Source organism: Streptomyces sp. MMCC 100, from assembly GCF_041538145.2.
In the GTDB taxonomy this organism is placed as follows: Bacteria; Actinomycetota; Actinomycetes; order Streptomycetales; family Streptomycetaceae; genus Streptomyces.
This window is the reverse complement of record NZ_JBGORK020000001.1, coordinates 1086852-1102235: the sequence shown is the minus strand read 5'-3', so window position 1 is coordinate 1102235 and position 15384 is coordinate 1086852. Positions and strand designations below refer to the sequence as shown.

The 15384-nt window shown below is 71.7% G+C and carries 13 protein-coding genes; 3 read left to right on the top strand and 10 right to left on the bottom strand.

What is annotated here, in order from left to right:
• Positions 1 to 34: 34 nt before the first annotated feature.
• Together dnaJ and hrcA are read right to left on the bottom strand one after the other, a co-directional pair.
• Positions 35 to 1171, bottom strand: a complete 1137-nt coding sequence (gene dnaJ / locus ABS735_RS05045) for a molecular chaperone DnaJ (protein WP_007388451.1) — start codon at positions 1169 to 1171, stop codon at positions 35 to 37.
• Complete coding sequence (gene hrcA / locus ABS735_RS05040) at positions 1172 to 2188, bottom strand: heat-inducible transcriptional repressor HrcA (RefSeq protein WP_373900181.1); 1017 nt, start codon at positions 2186 to 2188, stop codon at positions 1172 to 1174.
• 157 nt (positions 2189 to 2345) lie between these two features.
• On the opposite strand from hrcA, the gene ABS735_RS05035 reads away from it, so the two are divergent.
• Complete coding sequence (locus tag ABS735_RS05035; RefSeq protein ID WP_373900180.1) at positions 2346 to 3080, top strand: MBL fold metallo-hydrolase; 735 nt, start codon at positions 2346 to 2348, stop codon at positions 3078 to 3080.
• A 34-nt stretch (positions 3081 to 3114) separates the two neighbouring features.
• Positions 3115 to 3921, top strand: a complete 807-nt coding sequence (locus ABS735_RS05030) for a DUF3097 domain-containing protein (protein WP_373900179.1) — start codon at positions 3115 to 3117, stop codon at positions 3919 to 3921.
• 126 nt (positions 3922 to 4047) lie between these two features.
• On the opposite strand, the gene hemW is transcribed toward ABS735_RS05030, so the two are convergent.
• The 4 genes from hemW to lepA all read right to left on the bottom strand — a co-directional run bounded on the left by hemW (position 4048) and on the right by lepA (position 11762).
• Positions 4048 to 5280 (bottom strand): radical SAM family heme chaperone HemW, encoded by a 1233-nt coding sequence (gene hemW / locus ABS735_RS05025; protein ID WP_373900178.1) that lies wholly within the window; start codon positions 5278 to 5280, stop codon positions 4048 to 4050.
• A gap of 62 nt (positions 5281 to 5342) precedes the next feature.
• A complete protein-coding gene (locus ABS735_RS05020; RefSeq protein WP_373900177.1) occupies positions 5343 to 7487 on the bottom strand; it encodes a SpoIIE family protein phosphatase in 2145 nt (714 codons plus the stop codon).
• Between the two features lie 253 nt (positions 7488 to 7740).
• Positions 7741 to 9618 carry an AMP-dependent synthetase/ligase gene (locus ABS735_RS05015; RefSeq protein WP_373900176.1) on the bottom strand — a complete coding sequence of 626 codons (1878 nt, stop codon included), beginning with the start codon at positions 9616 to 9618 and terminating at the stop codon, positions 7741 to 7743.
• A 275-nt stretch (positions 9619 to 9893) separates the two neighbouring features.
• On the bottom strand, positions 9894 to 11762 hold the full coding sequence (gene lepA, locus ABS735_RS05010) for a translation elongation factor 4 (protein ID WP_109032968.1): 1869 nt from the start codon (positions 11760 to 11762) through the stop codon (positions 9894 to 9896).
• A gap of 237 nt (positions 11763 to 11999) precedes the next feature.
• Between lepA and rpsT the strand changes: the two genes are divergently transcribed.
• On the top strand, positions 12000 to 12266 hold the full coding sequence (gene rpsT, locus ABS735_RS05005; protein WP_003976241.1) for a 30S ribosomal protein S20: 267 nt from the start codon (positions 12000 to 12002) through the stop codon (positions 12264 to 12266).
• Positions 12267 to 12521: 255 nt separating this feature from the next.
• Here rpsT and holA read toward each other — a convergent pair whose 3' ends face one another.
• The 4 genes from holA to ABS735_RS04985 all read right to left on the bottom strand — a co-directional run bounded on the left by holA (position 12522) and on the right by ABS735_RS04985 (position 15215).
• On the bottom strand, positions 12522 to 13511 hold the full coding sequence (gene holA / locus ABS735_RS05000; RefSeq protein ID WP_373900175.1) for a DNA polymerase III subunit delta: 990 nt from the start codon (positions 13509 to 13511) through the stop codon (positions 12522 to 12524).
• Between the two features lie 85 nt (positions 13512 to 13596).
• Entirely contained in the window at positions 13597 to 13842 is a 246-nt protein-coding gene (locus ABS735_RS04995) for a hypothetical protein (protein ID WP_373900174.1), read from the bottom strand.
• 15 nt (positions 13843 to 13857) lie between these two features.
• Positions 13858 to 14739: a YceI family protein gene (locus tag ABS735_RS04990; RefSeq protein WP_373900173.1), complete on the bottom strand. Its 882-nt coding sequence runs from the start codon at positions 14737 to 14739 to the stop codon at positions 13858 to 13860.
• A gap of 239 nt (positions 14740 to 14978) precedes the next feature.
• Positions 14979 to 15215 carry a hypothetical protein gene (locus ABS735_RS04985; protein WP_373900172.1) on the bottom strand — a complete coding sequence of 79 codons (237 nt, stop codon included), beginning with the start codon at positions 15213 to 15215 and terminating at the stop codon, positions 14979 to 14981.
• Positions 15216 to 15384 lie beyond the last annotated feature (169 nt).

Genomic DNA, 15384 nt, shown 5'->3' with positions numbered 1-15384 from the left:
CCCGGAGGTGCTTTCAGCGCCCGTCGAAGGCCCGTCAGCGCCCGTTGAAGGCGTCCTTCAACCGGGAGAACAGCCCCTGCTGCCCCGGCTGGAACTGCCCCGTCGGGCGTTCCTCGCCGCGGAGCTTGGCCAGCTCGCGCAGGAGGCGTTCCTGCTCGGGGTCGAGCTTGCCCGGGGTGGTGACCTCGACGTGGACGATGAGGTCGCCGCGGCCGCCACCGCGCAGGTGGGTGACGCCCCGGCCGTGCTTCGGGATCGACTGGCCGGACTGGGTGCCCGGGCGGATGTCGACCTCCTCCATGCCGTCGAGGGTCTCCAGCGGCACCTTCGTGCCGAGGGCCGCCGCCGTCATCGGGATGGTGACCGTGCAGTGCAGGTCGTCTCCGCGACGCTGGAACGTGGAGTGCGGCAGCTCGTGGATCTCGACGTACAGGTCACCGGCGGGGCCGCCGCCGGGGCCGACCTCGCCCTCGCCCGCGAGCTGGATCCGGGTGCCGTTGTCCACACCGGCCGGGATCTTCACGGTGAGGGTGCGCCGGGAGCGGACCCGGCCGTCGCCCGCGCACTCGGGGCACGGGGTCGGGACCACGGTGCCGAAGCCCTGGCACTGCGGACAGGGTCGGGAGGTCATGACCTGGCCCAGGAAGGACCGGGTGACCTGCGAGACCTCACCGCGGCCGCGGCACATGTCACACGTCTGGGCCGACGTGCCGGGCGCCGCGCCCTCGCCGTTGCAGGTGTTGCAGACGACCGCGGTGTCGACCTGGATGTCCTTGGTCGTACCGAAGGCGGCCTCGTCCAGCTCGACCTCGATGCGGATCATCGCGTCCTGGCCGCGGCGGGTGCGCGAGCGCGGCCCGCGCTGCGACGCCGTACCGAAGAACGCGTCCATGATGTCCGAGAAGTTCCCGAAGCCACCCGCGCCGAAGCCGCCGGCCCCGCCGCCGCCCGCCTGCGAGAGCGGGTCGCCGCCGAGGTCGTAGACCTGCTTCTTCTGCGGGTCCGACAGCACCTCGTAGGCGGCGTTGATCTCCTTGAACCGCTCCTGGGTCTTCGGATCGGGGTTGACGTCCGGGTGCAGCTCGCGCGCGAGCCTCCGGAACGCCTTCTTGATCTCGTCCTGAGACGCGTCGCGGCGCACGCCGAGTACGGCGTAGTAGTCCGTGGCCACCTACGACTCCGCCAGGATCTGTCCGACGTACCGTGCCACTGCGCGTACCGCTCCCATCGTTCCCGGGTAGTCCATGCGGGTCGGTCCGACCACGCCGAGCTTGGCAACCGCCTCGCCGCCCGAACCGTAGCCGACCGACACGACGGACGTTGAGTTGAGTCCCTCGTGGGCGTTCTCATGACCGATCCGTACGGTCACGCCCGGATCCTTCGCCTCGCCGAGCAGCTTGAGGAGCACGACCTGCTCCTCCAGCGCCTCCAGCACCGGCCGGATCACCAAGGGGAAGTCGTGCCCGAAGCGGGTCAGATTGGCGGTGCCGCCGATCATCAGCCGCTCCTCGTTCTCCTCGACCAGCGTCTCCAGGAGAGTGGAGAGCACGGTGGAGACCGTACCGCGATCCTCGGCCTCGAACGCCTCCGCCAGATCTTCCACCAGAGACGGCACGTCCGTGAAACGGCGTCCCGCGACCCGGCTGTTGAGCCGCGCCCGCAGATCGGCCAGCGAAGCCTCGCCGAACGGCGCCGGGCAGTCGACCATCCGCTGCTCGACCCGGCCGGTGTCCGTGATCAGCACGAGCATCAGACGCGCGGGCGCGAGCGAGAGCAGCTCCACGTGCCGCACGGTCGAGCGGGTCAGCGACGGGTACTGCACGACGGCGACCTGCCGGGTGAGCTGCGCGAGCAGCCGCACCGTGCGGGCCACCACGTCGTCGAGGTCGACGGCGCCCTCCAGGAAGTTCTGGATGGCACGCCGCTCGGGCGCGGTCATCGGCTTGACGCCCGCCAGCTTGTCGACGAAGAGCCGGTAGCCCTTGTCGGTCGGGATGCGCCCGGCGCTGGTGTGCGGCTGGGCGATGAACCCCTCGTCCTCCAGTGCCGCCATGTCATTGCGCACGGTGGCCGGGGAGACGCCGAGGTTGTGCCGCTCGGTGAGGGCCTTGGAACCGACCGGTTCCTCGGTGCCGACGTAGTCCTGGACGATGGCGCGCAGCACCTGAAGCCTGCGTTCACTGAGCATTCGGCGCGCACCTCCAGCTGTCGTCCGCCCGTTTCGGCCTGTCTGACCTGTCTGTCCTGGCACTCATGGCTCGCGAGTGCCAGACTTCCCCGGGCCAGTGTACGGCCGTCGGGTACGCACCCGGCAAGGCCGTGACGATGCCGTTAGCGTCGTCGCCGTGAAGGTGACTTGGGAAGAGCTGGGCTGGGAGCGGCTGGCGGACGGGGTGGGGCGGTGCCGGCTGCCGGGGTGGGACTGCACGGCGGGGCTGGTGCTCGGCGCGGACACGGCGTTGATGGTGGACGCGGGGTCGAGCCTGGAGGAGGGCACCCGGCTGCACGAGGCGGCGCGGCGGCTCGCCGGCCGCCGTGTGACACATCTCGCGCTGACCCACCCGCATTTCGACCACGTCTTCGGCGCCGCGGCGTTCGCGGGCGCGGAGGTGTACGGCGCTGCGGGTACGGGCGCGCTGTTCGCGCCGGGCGGACAGGGGCGTGAGGCGCTGCGCGCGGACGCGGTGGCGGAGGGGCTGGACGCGCGGGCGGCGCGGGCGGCGGCCGACGCCCTCGTCCCCGTCCCGCGCGAGGTCGGCGGCGAGTGCGTGCTCGGCCTGGGCGCCGGGAGGCGGGTGCTGCTGGCCGACGTGGGACCGGGGCACACCGGACAGGACCTGGCGGTGCTGGTGCCGGGCTCCCCGGCGGTCGTCTTCTGCGGCGACCTGGTCGAGGAGTCGGGCGAACCGCAGGCGGGCCCCGACGCCGTACCGGCGCGCTGGCCCGCGGCCCTGGACCGGCTGCTGGAGCTGGGCGGCGCGGACGCGCTGTACGTACCCGGTCACGGAGCGGTGGTGGACGCGGCGTTCGTCCGTGCCCAACGCGACGCGCTGGCCGCCCGGTTCGGCGTGTCGCGCTGATCACGGGGCGGGCGTTCCTCGTATCGTCGGCAGAATGCGCCAGTACTCCGCCGACCTGACCCCTCCGTGGAAGAAACCGCAGCCCGTTCCCGAGGTACCGGCCGATCCCGGCCTGGTGGTCGAGGAGCCCGGCACCGGGTTCTGCGGCGCGGTGATCGGCTGCGAGGCGGGCACGGTGACCCTGGAGGACCGCTTCGGCAAGCACCGCGTCTTCCCGCTGGAACCGCGCGGCTTCCTGCTCGAGGGGCGCGTGGTGACGCTGGTCCGCCCGTCCTCCTCCGGTCCGGCGCGGCCCTCCCGTACGGCGTCCGGGTCGGTCGCCGTCCCCGGCGCACGCGCGCGGGTGGCGCGCGCCGGGCGCATCTACGTCGAGGGGCGGCACGACGCCGAGCTGGTCGAGAAGGTCTGGGGCGACGACCTGCGCGTCGAGGGCGTCGTCGTGGAGTACCTGGGCGGCGTGGACGACCTGCCGTCGATCATCGCCGACTTCGCCCCCGGCCCCGACGCACGGCTGGGCGTCCTGGTGGACCACCTGGTCCCGGGCTCGAAGGAGTGGCGGATCGCGGAGGCGGTGACGAGCGAGCACGCGCTGGTCGTGGGCCACCCGTACATCGACATCTGGGAGGCGGTGAAGCCGGCGTCGGTGGGGATCGAGGGGTGGCCCAGGGTGCCTCGCGGTCAGGACTGGAAGACGGGGGTCTGCCGGGCGCTGGGGTGGCCGTCGGAGAACACGGGCGCGGTGTGGCAGGCGATTCTGGCGCGGGTGGGGTCGTACAAGGACCTGGAGCCGGAGCTGCTGGGCAGTGTGGAACGACTCATCGATCACGTGACCATGTCCTGAACGTCGCCCGGTCGTTGACAGACCGGGCCTGGTGGTCTGCTCTCCGCCCCTGCGGAGATGGTCCGTCGATCAGCTCGTCCTCACGGCCGAGCAGTTCCTGCTCCCCGCCGAACCGGGGATGACCCCTCAGTCCACCAGGTCCCGCACCACCGCGTCCGCCAGCAACCGCCCGCGCAGCGTCAGCACCGCGCTCCCCGCCTCGTACGGCCCCTCCTCCAGCAGTCCGTCGGACAGCGCCCGCCGCGACGCCCCGAGCCCCGCCTCCCGCAGCAGCGACAGCGGGACGCCCTCCCGCAGGCGCAGCTCCAGCAGGATGCGCTCCACGCGCCGGTCCTCCTCCGTCAGGATCTCGCGCCCCGCGCCCGGCGACTTCCCCGCCGCCAGCGCCCCCGCGTACGCCCCCGGGTGCTTCACGTTCCACCACCGCACCCCGCCCACGTGGGAGTGGGCTCCGGGTCCCGCGCCCCACCAGTCGGCGCCCCGCCAGTACAGCTCGTTGTGCAGGCACCGCCCGGCGTCGGAGGTGGCCCAGTTCGACACCTCGTACCAGTCGAAGCCCGCGGCCGCGAGGGTCTCCTCGGCGATCAGGTAGCGGTCGGCGTGCACGTCGTCGTCGGTCATGGGGACCTCGCCGCGCCGGATGCGCCGGGCCAGCCGGGTGCCCTCCTCGACGATCAGGGCGTACGCCGAGACGTGGTCGGGGCCGGCGCCGAGCGCGGCGTCCAGGGAGGCGCGCCAGTCGTCGTCGGACTCCCCCGGGGTGCCGTAGATCAGGTCGAGGTTGACGTGGTCGAAGCCGGCCGCGCGGGCCTCGGCGACGCAGGCCTCGGGGCGGCCGGGGGTGTGGGTGCGGTCCAGGATCTTCAGGACGTGCTGCTTGGCGCTCTGCATGCCGAAGGAGATCCGGTTGAAGCCGCCCTCGCGGAGGGTGGCGAGGTACGCCGGGTCGACCGACTCCGGGTTGGCCTCCGTCGTGATCTCCGCGTCCGGCGCCAGGCCGAACTCGTCGCGGATCGCGCCCAGCATCCGCACCAGGTCACCGGCGGCCAGCAGGGTGGGCGTACCACCGCCGACGAAGACCGTACGGACCTCGCGGGGGTCGTCGCCGAGGACCTTGCGGGCCAGGCGGACCTCGTCGACGAGGGTGTCGGCGTAGTTGTCGCGGGAGGCGAGGACTCCGCCGGTGCCGCGCAGCTCGGTGGCGGTGTAGGTGTTGAAGTCGCAGTAGCCGCAGCGGGTCGCGCAGTACGGCACGTGCAGGTAGAAGCCGAGGGGACGGCCGGCGGCCCCGGCGAGCGCGGACGCGGGCAGGGCGCCGTCGGCGGGGACGGGTTCGCCGTCGGGGAGTGCGGAGGGCATGCGTTCCATTGTCCCGCACCCGGCGGGATCCCCCTGCCCGGCCGGATCCCCTGTCCGCCCGCTCACTCCGCCTGGAGCACCAGCAGCGCCAGGTCGTCTTCCGGCGGCCGGGGCCCGAACTCGTGCACCAGTCGCCTGATGCGCTCGGCGACCAGCCCGGCGTCCAGGCCCGTGCACCCGGCCAGCGCCGCGGCGAGCCCGTCGCCGTCGTCGAACTGACGGGAGCCGCTGCGCCGCTCCGTGACCCCGTCCGTGACGCACAGCAGGGTGTCGCCGGAGCGCAGCTCGAAGGTCTCGCTGACGTACGTCGCGTCCTCGACGACGCCGAGGAGGGTCTGCGGGCACGCCACGGTGGACACGGTGCCGTCGGGCCCGAGGAGCAGCGGCAGCGGGTGTCCGGCGGACGCGAGGGTGCAGCGGACGCCGCCTTCGAAGGGGACCAGTTCGCCGTAGAGCAGGGAGAGGAAGCGGGTCTGCGGTCCGTCGCCCGGGGCAACCGGTGGGCCGCCCGCGGCGACCAGGGCGCGGGCGGCGGCGTCGGCGGCCTCGGTGGCGTCGTCGAGGAGGAGCTGGTTGAGGCGGTCGAGGACGTCGGGGACGCCGTACTGCTCGCGGGCCAGCAGCCGCAGCCAGGGACGGGCGAGCCCGATGACGACGGCGGCCTCGGGCCCCTTGCCCTGGACGTCGCCCACGGCGAAGCACCAGCGGCCGTCGCCGGCCGGGAAGAGGTCGTAGAAGTCACCGCTGGGGCCGCCCTTGTCGCGCGGTTCGTAGACGAGGGCGCTGCGCACGCCGGGGATCTCCGCGACGGCGCCGGGCAGCAGGCCGCGCTGGAGTACGGCGCTGATGGTGGCCTGCCGGGCGTACTGGCGGGCGGCGCCGATGGCGAGCGCCACCCGGCGGCTGAGGTCCTCGACCAGCCCGGTGATCTCGTCCGGGAAGCCGGGAGAGCCGGGGAAGCCGCTGCTGTCACGGGTGTCCGGGCTGCCCGCGGTGTCCGAGGCGCCCGAGGTGTCCGGGGGGTCGGCCCGTCCGATGACCAGGCTGCCCAGTGGCCGGCCGCCGGCGACCAGGCGGTAGGCGAGCGCGGTGCCGTGCGTGCCGAGCGCCTCGCCGGGCCAGGGGTGGCCGACGGGACCGGAGCGCCACGGGTCGCGCGGGCGGGGCGGCTCCTTCTCCAGGGCCGCGCGCAGCTCGTCGAGGTGACCCTCGCCGGCGTGCCACACGCGGGCCAGCCGGGCGCCGACGGCCGCACCGGAGTCGTCGCTCCAGGCGCCCCGGCCCAGGGTCTCGTCCTCCAGCCACACCCCGCACCAGTCGGCGAGCCGGGGCACGATCAGCTGGCCGGTGAGGGAGGCGACCAGGTCCTCGTCGAGCTGTCCGGCCAGGAGGTCGGAGGCCTCGGCGAGGAAGGACAGGGCGCCGCGGCCCAGCCATTCCCGGTCGCGGGGGCGGCGGCGTCCGGGCCTTCCGGGCGCACCGGAGGCGCTGTCCGCACCGTCGGGGGCTCCCCCCGGCTCCTCCGCGCCCGTGGGCAGCGTTCCGTGAGGGCCCCCGGCGTACGCCGCGTGCCCGGGGGGCTCGACGGCCTCGACGCCCGGCCGCGCGGCCGGGGTCTCGACGGCCCCGGCGCCCGCCCCGGCACCGTCTGCGGGCTCCGCACCGCCGGCCGGCAGCCGCGCCCACACCGTCTTGGTGCCCGGGCGGTACGTGACGCCCCAGGCCTCCGCGAGCGCGGCGACGAGGTGCAGGCCGCGCCCGTACTCGGCGGGCTCGTGCGGTGTCTCGTGGTCGCCGCCCCTCGGGGCCCGGGAAGGGTGCTGGTCCGCGACCTCGACGACGAGGGTGCCGGTCTCCTCCACCTGGAGACCCACCTCGACGTCGGTGCCGGCGTGCACGACGGCGTTGGTGACCAGCTCGCTGACGACGACCAGGGCGTCGGCGGCGAGGTGCTCGGTCAGGTGTTCCGTGCCGGGCAGGCACAGCGCGGACCAGTCGGTGAGCGCGGCCCGCACCATCGCGCGGGCGGCGCCCGGTGCCAAGGAGCTGCCCAGCAGGGTCACGCGCGCCCGCGCGCACTCCTCGAAGCCCTCGGCGGATGCCTCAGCGGATGCCTCAGCGGATGCCTCGGCGGATGCCTCATCGGTGTGCGCGGGCGCCGCGCTGGCGCGGGAGACGGTCTCCCGCTGCGTCGGAATGGCCCCCATGGACGTCTCCCCGGGCAGTTCGTGCGATTTCCTCGCAGTCGATGCCGACAGAGTGACAGACCGACCCCGCCCATAAGCACGGAGTTACCGAAGTGGGCCGCGATGGGTGAGAACCGTGCTAGGCGTATGTTCGAAGACGGCCGGAAACCGACCGGAAACCGGACATCTTCGAACATCTGCCGCACGGGCAGCGACACCCCTCGGGCGCTGCGTCAGGGACCGCGACCCCTTGCGGCCCGCGACGCGCCGCGCGCTACGCCTCGCGCGAGCCCTCGTACATCTCCTCGATCAGGTTCTTGTACTCCCGCTCCACCACCGGCCGCTTCAGCTTGAGGCTCGGGGTGATCTCGCCGTGCTCGACGTCGAGGTCGCGGGGCAGCAGGCGGAACTTCTTGATGGTCTGCCAGCGCTGCAGGCCCTCGTTGAGCTGCTTGACGTAGCCGTCGACCATCTCCACGGTCGCGGGCGCCGCGACGATCTCCTCGTACGGCTTGCCCTCCAGGCCGTTCTCCTTCGCCCACTCCGTGATCGCGGCCTCGTCGAGGGCGATGAGCGCGGTGCAGAAGTTCCGGTCGGCGCCGTGGACCAGGATGTTGGAGACGTAGGGGCAGACCGCCTTGAACTGGCCCTCGACCTCGGCGGGCGCGATGTACTTGCCGCCGGACGTCTTGATGAGGTCCTTCTTGCGGTCGGTGATGCGCAGGTAGCCGTCGGGCGAGAGCTCGCCGATGTCGCCGGTGTGGAACCAGCCGTCGGACTCCAGGACCTCGGCGGTCTTCTCGGGCAGCTTGTGGTAGCCCTCCATGATGCCGGGGCCGCGCAGCAGGATCTCGCCGTCGTCCGCGATGCGCACCTCGGTGCCGGGCAGCGGCTTGCCGACGGTGCCGGTGCGGTAGGCCTCGCCGGGGTTGACGAAGGAGGCGGCGGAGGACTCGGTGAGGCCGTAGCCCTCCAGGATGTGGATGCCGGCGCCGGCGAAGAAGTAACCGATCTCGGGCGCGAGGGCGGCCGAGCCCGACACGCAGGCGCGCAGTCGGCCGCCGAATGCCTCGCGGATCTTGGCGTAGACGAGCTTGTCTGCGACGGCGTGCTTGGTGCGCAGGCCGGCGGGGGCGCTCGCGGTGCCGGTGCGCTTGAAGTTGTCCTGGGTGACCTTGGCGTACTCGCGGGCGACCCCGGCGGCCCACTGGAAGATCTTGTACTTGGCCCCGCCGCCCGCGCGGGCCTTGGCGGCGACGCCGTTGTAGACCTTCTCGAAGATGCGGGGCACGGCCGCCATGTAGGTCGGCTGGACGACCGGCAGGTTCTCGATGATCTTGTCGACGCGGCCGTCGACGGCGGTGACGTGACCGGCCTCGATCTGGCCGGAGGTCAGCACCTTGCCGAAGACGTGCGCGAGCGGCAGCCACAGGTACTGCACGTCGTCCTTGGTGACCAGGCCGGTCGCGGCGATCGCCTTGGCCATGTACGACCAGCAGTCGTGCGGAAGGCGGACGCCCTTGGGCCGGCCGGTGGTGCCGGAGGTGTAGATGAGGGTGGCGAGCTGGTCCTTGGTGAGCGCGCCGACCCGCTCCTTGATCAGCTGCGCGTCCTTCTCCAGGCGGGCCGCGCCCCTGCGCTCCAGCTCGTCGAGGGTGAGGATCCACTCCTCGGTGATGTCGGCACCGGCCGCGTCGATCACGACCACGTGGGTGAGGTCGGGCAGCTCCGCCCGCTTCTCCTTCGCCTTGGCCAGCTGCGCGGCGTCCTCCGCGACCAGTACCCGGCTCTCGGAGTCGGAGAGGATGTACGCCGACTCGTCGGCGTTGGTCTGCGGGTAGACGGTGGTCGTGGCCGCGCCCGCGCACATGATGCCGAGGTCGGCGAGGATCCACTCGAGGCGGGTGGAGGAGGCCAGCGCCACCCGCTGCTCCGGCTGCACGCCCAGCTCGATCAGTCCGGCCGCGATCGCGTAGACCCGCTCGGCGGCCTGCGCCCAGGTCAGCGACTTCCAGTCGTCGGGGCCCTCGCCCGCGGCCGGCGGCACCGGGTAGCGGTACGCCTCGGCGTCCGGCGTGGCCGCCACCCGCTCCAGGAAGAGTCCCGCCACGGAGGGCGGGCGGTTCTCGATCAGTGTCTGTGTGTCGCTCACGACATCCTCCGGGCCCGCGACGGTGCGGCTGGCTCGTTGCGGCTGGCTCAGGTGTGGCTGGTTCACTCTCCGGGACGTTGCCCGATCACTTGTTTAACTCACGAGTAACTACCGGGCAGGCATCAGAGTAAAGGGCGACCGGCCCCCGCGTAAGAGCCCGCGCCCTGTCACTTCCTACAGATGCGCGCCCGTGACATGCGAAGGGACCCGCCGCACTTTCGTACGACGGGCCCCTTGGTGTCCGTTTTGACCGGACTCGACGTGCGGTGCTGCGGTTACTTCTTGCCCTTGCCCGACCCCGCGCTGTCGTCACTGGACAGGACCGCGATGAAGGCCTCCTGCGGAACCTCCACGGAACCCACCATCTTCATCCGCTTCTTGCCTTCCTTCTGCTTCTCCAGCAGCTTCCGCTTGCGGGAGATGTCGCCGCCGTAGCACTTGGCGAGGACGTCCTTGCGGATGGCGCGGATGGTCTCGCGGGCGATCACCCGGGAGCCGATGGCGGCCTGGATGGGCACCTCGAAGGCCTGGCGCGGGATCAGCTCGCGCAGCTTGGCGACGAGCCGCACGCCGTACGCGTACGCCGCGTCCTTGTGGGTGATCGCCGAGAACGCGTCCACCTTGTCGCCGTGCAGCAGGATGTCGACCTTGACCAGGCTGGAGGTCTGCTCGCCGGTGGGCTCGTAGTCGAGGGACGCGTAACCGCGCGTCTTGGACTTCAGCTGGTCGAAGAAGTCGAAGACGATCTCCGCGAGGGGGAGGGTGTAGCGGATCTCCACCCGGTCCTCGGAGAGGTAGTCCATGCCGAGCAGGGTGCCGCGCCGGGTCTGGCACAGCTCCATGATCGAGCCGATGAACTCGGTCGGCGCGAGGATCGTGGCGCGCACGACCGGCTCGTAGACCTCGTTGATCTTGCCCTCGGGGAACTCGCTCGGGTTGGTGACGGTGTGCTCGGTGCCGTCCTCCATGATCACGCGGTAGACCACGTTGGGCGCGGTGGCGATGAGGTCGAGGCCGAACTCGCGCTCCAGGCGCTCCCGGATCACGTCCAGGTGGAGCAGGCCGAGGAAGCCGACGCGGAAGCCGAAGCCGAGGGCGGCGGAGGTCTCCGGCTCGTAGACCAGGGCGGCGTCGTTGAGCTGGAGCTTGTCCAGTGCCTCGCGCAGCTCGGGGTAGTCGGAGCCGTCCAGCGGGTACAGGCCGGAGAAGACCATGGGCCTGGGGTCCTTGTAGCCGCCGAGCGCCTCCTCGGCGCCCTTGTGCTGGCTGGTGACGGTGTCGCCGACCTTGGACTGGCGGACGTCCTTCACGCCGGTGATCAGGTACCCCACCTCGCCGACGCCGAGCCCGTCGGCGGAGAGCATCTCCGGCGAGTTGGTGCCGATCTCCAGCAGCTCGTGCGTGGCGCCGGTGGACATCATGCGGATGCGCTCGCGCTTGTTGAGCTGGCCGTCGATGACACGGACGTACGTCACGACACCGCGGTAGGAGTCGTAGACGGAGTCGAAGATCATCGCGCGGGCGGGGGCGTCCTTGACGCCGACCGGTGCCGGGATCTCGGCGACGACCTTGTCGAGCAGCGCGTCGACGCCGAGACCGGTCTTGGCGGAGACCTTGAGCACGTCGTCGGGGTCGCAGCCGACCAGGTTGGCCAGCTCCTCGGCGAACTTCTCGGGCTGCGCGGCCGGCAGGTCGATCTTGTTCAGGACGGGGATGATCGTGAGGTCGTTCTCCATCGCCAGGTAGAGGTTGGCGAGGGTCTGGGCCTCGATGCCCTGGGCGGCGTCGACGAGGAGGATGGTGCCCTCGCACGCGGCCAGCGAGCGCGACACCTCGTAGGTGAAGTCGACGTGCCCCGGGGTGTCGATCATGTTGAGGATGTGCGTGGCGCCCTTGTCGTGGGTCGGGGCCCACGGCAACCGCACCGCCTGGGACTTGATCGTGATGCCGCGCTCGCGCTCGATGTCCATGCGGTCGAGGTACTGGGCGCGCATCTGCCGCTGCTCGACCACACCGGTCAGCTGGAGCATCCGGTCGGCGAGCGTGGACTTGCCGTGGTCGATGTGCGCGATGATGCAGAAGTTGCGGATCAGCGCGGGGTCGGTACGGCTCGGCTCGGGCACATGGCTGGGGATCGCGGGCACGCAGGGTCCTGATTCTTGAGGCGTCCGCAGTCTCTGCGGTCTCGGGTCTCGGGTCGGATCGATACGTAGCCTCCATGGTCCCACGGGTGGGGACCCGGTATGGGTTTGGGACCCTCGACGACCCGCTGGTAGTGTGGGTGGCTGTGTCTCTTGCCCTCTCAGCGTGAGGCACTCCTTCAAGAAATCATCGGCACGGGACCCTCGCGGCCTCGTGCCTGAACCTGCAAAGGCTCATTCGTGGCGAACATCAAGTCCCAGATCAAGCGGAACAAGACCAACGAGAAGGCCCGGCTGCGCAACAAGTCGGTCAAGTCCTCTCTGAAGACCGCGATCCGCAAGGCCCGCGAGGCCGCCGCCGCGGGTGACGTGGAGAAGGCCACCGAGTTCCAGCGCGTCGCTTCGCGCGAGCTCGACAAGGCCGTCTCCAAGGGCGTCATCCACAAGAACCAGGCTGCCAACAAGAAGTCGGCGCTGGCGCAGAAGGTCGGCGCTCTCAAGGGCTGAACCCCTTATCTGGTCTGATCGCCGGAGGGACCCCGAGCGGGCCCTCTCTCATCCGCTCCCGTCCGGCACTTAAGGATCCGTGCGCGGCCTGCGTTCGCCACGCGGGCATGGATCCGCGAGCTTGATCCGAAGGCCCCGGTGGCCGTCCTTCCCCAGGACGGACGCCGGGGCCTTCGGTGTGCGCGTGTTCGGTGAGAACGTGTTCGGTGAGAAGGTGTTCGGTGTGAGCGCGGCTGTCTGCCGTCTGCCCGGGGGTTACGACCGTCCCCGCGAGCGTGCCGCGCGGGCGATGGTCACCACGGCCTTCTCCAGGGCGTACCCGGGATCGTCCCCGCCGCCCTTCACCCCCGCGTCCGCCTCGGCCACCGCGCGCAGGGCCACCGAGACGGCGTCCGGGGTCCAGCCGCGCATCTGCTGCCGGACGCGGTCGATCTTCCAGGGGGGCATCCCCAGCTCGCGAGCGAGGTCGGCGGGGCGTCCGCCGCGGGCGGAGGACAGCTTGCCGATGGCCCGCACGCCCTGCGCCAGGGCACTCGTGATCAGCACCGGTGCCACCCCGGTAGCCAGCGACCAGCGCAGCGCCTCCAGCGCCTCCGCCGCACGTCCCTCGACCGCCCGGTCGGCGACCGTGAAGCTGGAGGCCTCCGCCCGTCCGGTGTAGTACCGCCCGACGACCGCCTCGTCGACGGTCCCCTCGATGTCGGCGGTCAGCTGGGACACCGCCGAGGCCAGCTCCCGCAGGTCGCTGCCGATCGCGTCGACCAGGGCCTGGCACGCCTCGGGCGTCGCCGACCGCCCGGCCGTACGGAACTCCGAGCGCACGAAGGCCAGCCGGTCGGCGGGCCTCGTCATCTTCGGGCACGCCACCTCGCGCGCCCCCGCCTTGCGGCCGGCGTCGAGCACGCCCTTGCCCTTGGCGCCGCCCGCGTGCAGCAGGACGAGGGTGATCTCCTCGGCGGGGGCTGCGATGTAGGCCTTGACGTCCTTGACGGTGTCGGCAGACAGGTCCTGCGCATTGCGTACGACCACGACTTTGCGCTCGGCGAAGAGCGAGGGGCTGGTGAGCTCGGCGAGGGTGCCGGGCTGCAGCTGGTCGGGGGTGAGGTCGCGTACGTCCGTGTCGGCGTCGGCGGCCTTCGCGGCGGCCACCACCTCCTGCACGGCACGGTCGAGCAGGAGGTCCTCCTGGCCCACGGCAAGGGTCACCGGGGCGAGAGGGTCGTCGTTCGCAGTCTTCCTGGCCATCGCGACAAGCATCGCACGCACCACTGACAACGCCGGACGAGCGTTGCCGGTCCGGCGCTGCCGGTCGGGCGCTGCCGGTCGGGCGCTACGGCTCCTCGCGCCAGCCCTCCCACTCCTCCGCGAACGCGTCCAGCTCGCCGGGGTCCAGCGACTCCCGCTCGTCCCGCAGGACGACCAGCCACTGGGCGTCCTCGGCGTCGTCCTCGCCGGCCAGGGCGTCCCGGAGGATCCGGGGCTCCTCATCGATCCCGAACCGCTCTCCGAGCGCCTGGGCCGCCTCCTCCGCGGCGTCGCGGTCGGGCAGTACCAGTACATGTCTCACGTCGCTCACGGGAGCCATTGTCGGTCAGCCCTTGGGCACGATCTGCACGTCGAGGTCGATGCGGATACTGGGGCCGACCACGGCGATGCCGCGGGCCAGCATCGTCTGCCAGCTCACGGTGAAGTCGTCGCGGTGCAGCTCGGTGGTGGCGCGGCAGGCGGCCCGCGTCTCGCCCTCCATGCCGTTGCCGAGACCGAGGTACTCCGTGTCCAGCGTGACCGTGCGCGTCACACCGTGCAGGGACAGCGCCCCGGTGACGGCCCAGCGGTTGCCGCCGCGGTGGGTGAACCGGTCGCTGTAGAACTCCAGGGTCGGAAACCGCTGTACGTCCAGGAAGTCGGCCGACCGCAGGTGGTCGTCGCGCATCTTCACGTTGGTGTCGATGGACGCCGCGCCGATCACGACGTGCATCGCCGACTGCTCCATGTCGTCGGCGATCCGCACCGCGCCCGCGAAGGAGTTGAACCGGCCGTGGATCCGGGCCAGCCCGATGTGCCGCGCGGTGAACGCGATAGAGGAGTGCGCCGGCTCGATCTCCCAGTCGCCCGACGCTGGCAGCTCCGGCGGCTGGGCCACCTGGAGCGTCACGTCGCCGAGCGAGGCCAGCGTGTCCTCGACGACCGTCGCGGAGGCGCGGTACGGGGTGTAGCCCTCGGCGGACACGGCGAGCCGGTACTCCCCCGCGGGCACCGTCGCCACGAACGACCCGAAGGGGTCCGTACCGCCGCCGACCACCTTGCGCCCCATGGTGTCGCTGACCGTGAACTCCGCGTTCGGTACCGGATCGTTGACGGGGTCGAGGACGCGGCAGCTCAGCACTCCCGCGTCCGGCGGGGTGCGCACCGCCGCCAGGGGACCCGTCCGTTGCATCCGCTTCGTTCGGCTTCCCAGCAAGCGGCCGATCATTTGCGACACCCTCTGTACGACATGAGAAAACCAGTTGACGGAGAAACATTCGATCACCGATGTGGCTTTCGAGGCAACACGGGACCACATCACAGGAAACCGTCGCATGTGCTGGGAGTGGGTATGAGTAGCCCCGTGTGATCTGGTTTCACCACACCGGACGGGATTTCTCACAGCGGGGACACAGATGGCCCGGCGGCCGACACGGCTGAGCCGACCGTCCCCGAGCCGGATTCTCGTCACGCCTCCCAGTACGGGCCGCGGATCTTCGCACTCGTGACCGTGATCGGGGCCCGGTCGCCGGAGTCGGCCGGGTAGCAGACGAACTCGAAGCGCAGCCGTTCGTCGGCGACGATCGAGCCGGTCGGTGGGGCGTCCGTCGACGAGCCCGTCGTGGTGAAGTCGGCGCCGGCCGGATGGCTTTCGAGCCCCTGAGGTGTGGGGGGTGCGACCGTGGCCGGGCGCGTAGGCTGCACGGCACGGTGACGTCTTCCGCGCCTCCTTCCGTGCCGGACTGGAAATTCCCGGTGCCCGCCCGGCCTACGCCTCCCAGGGCACAGCGGAGACCGGAACGGCTCGCGATCCGGCCAGTACCGGGCCTCTGCGATCCGGTGAGTGCCGGCGCGGCGGACGCGAACGGTCCGC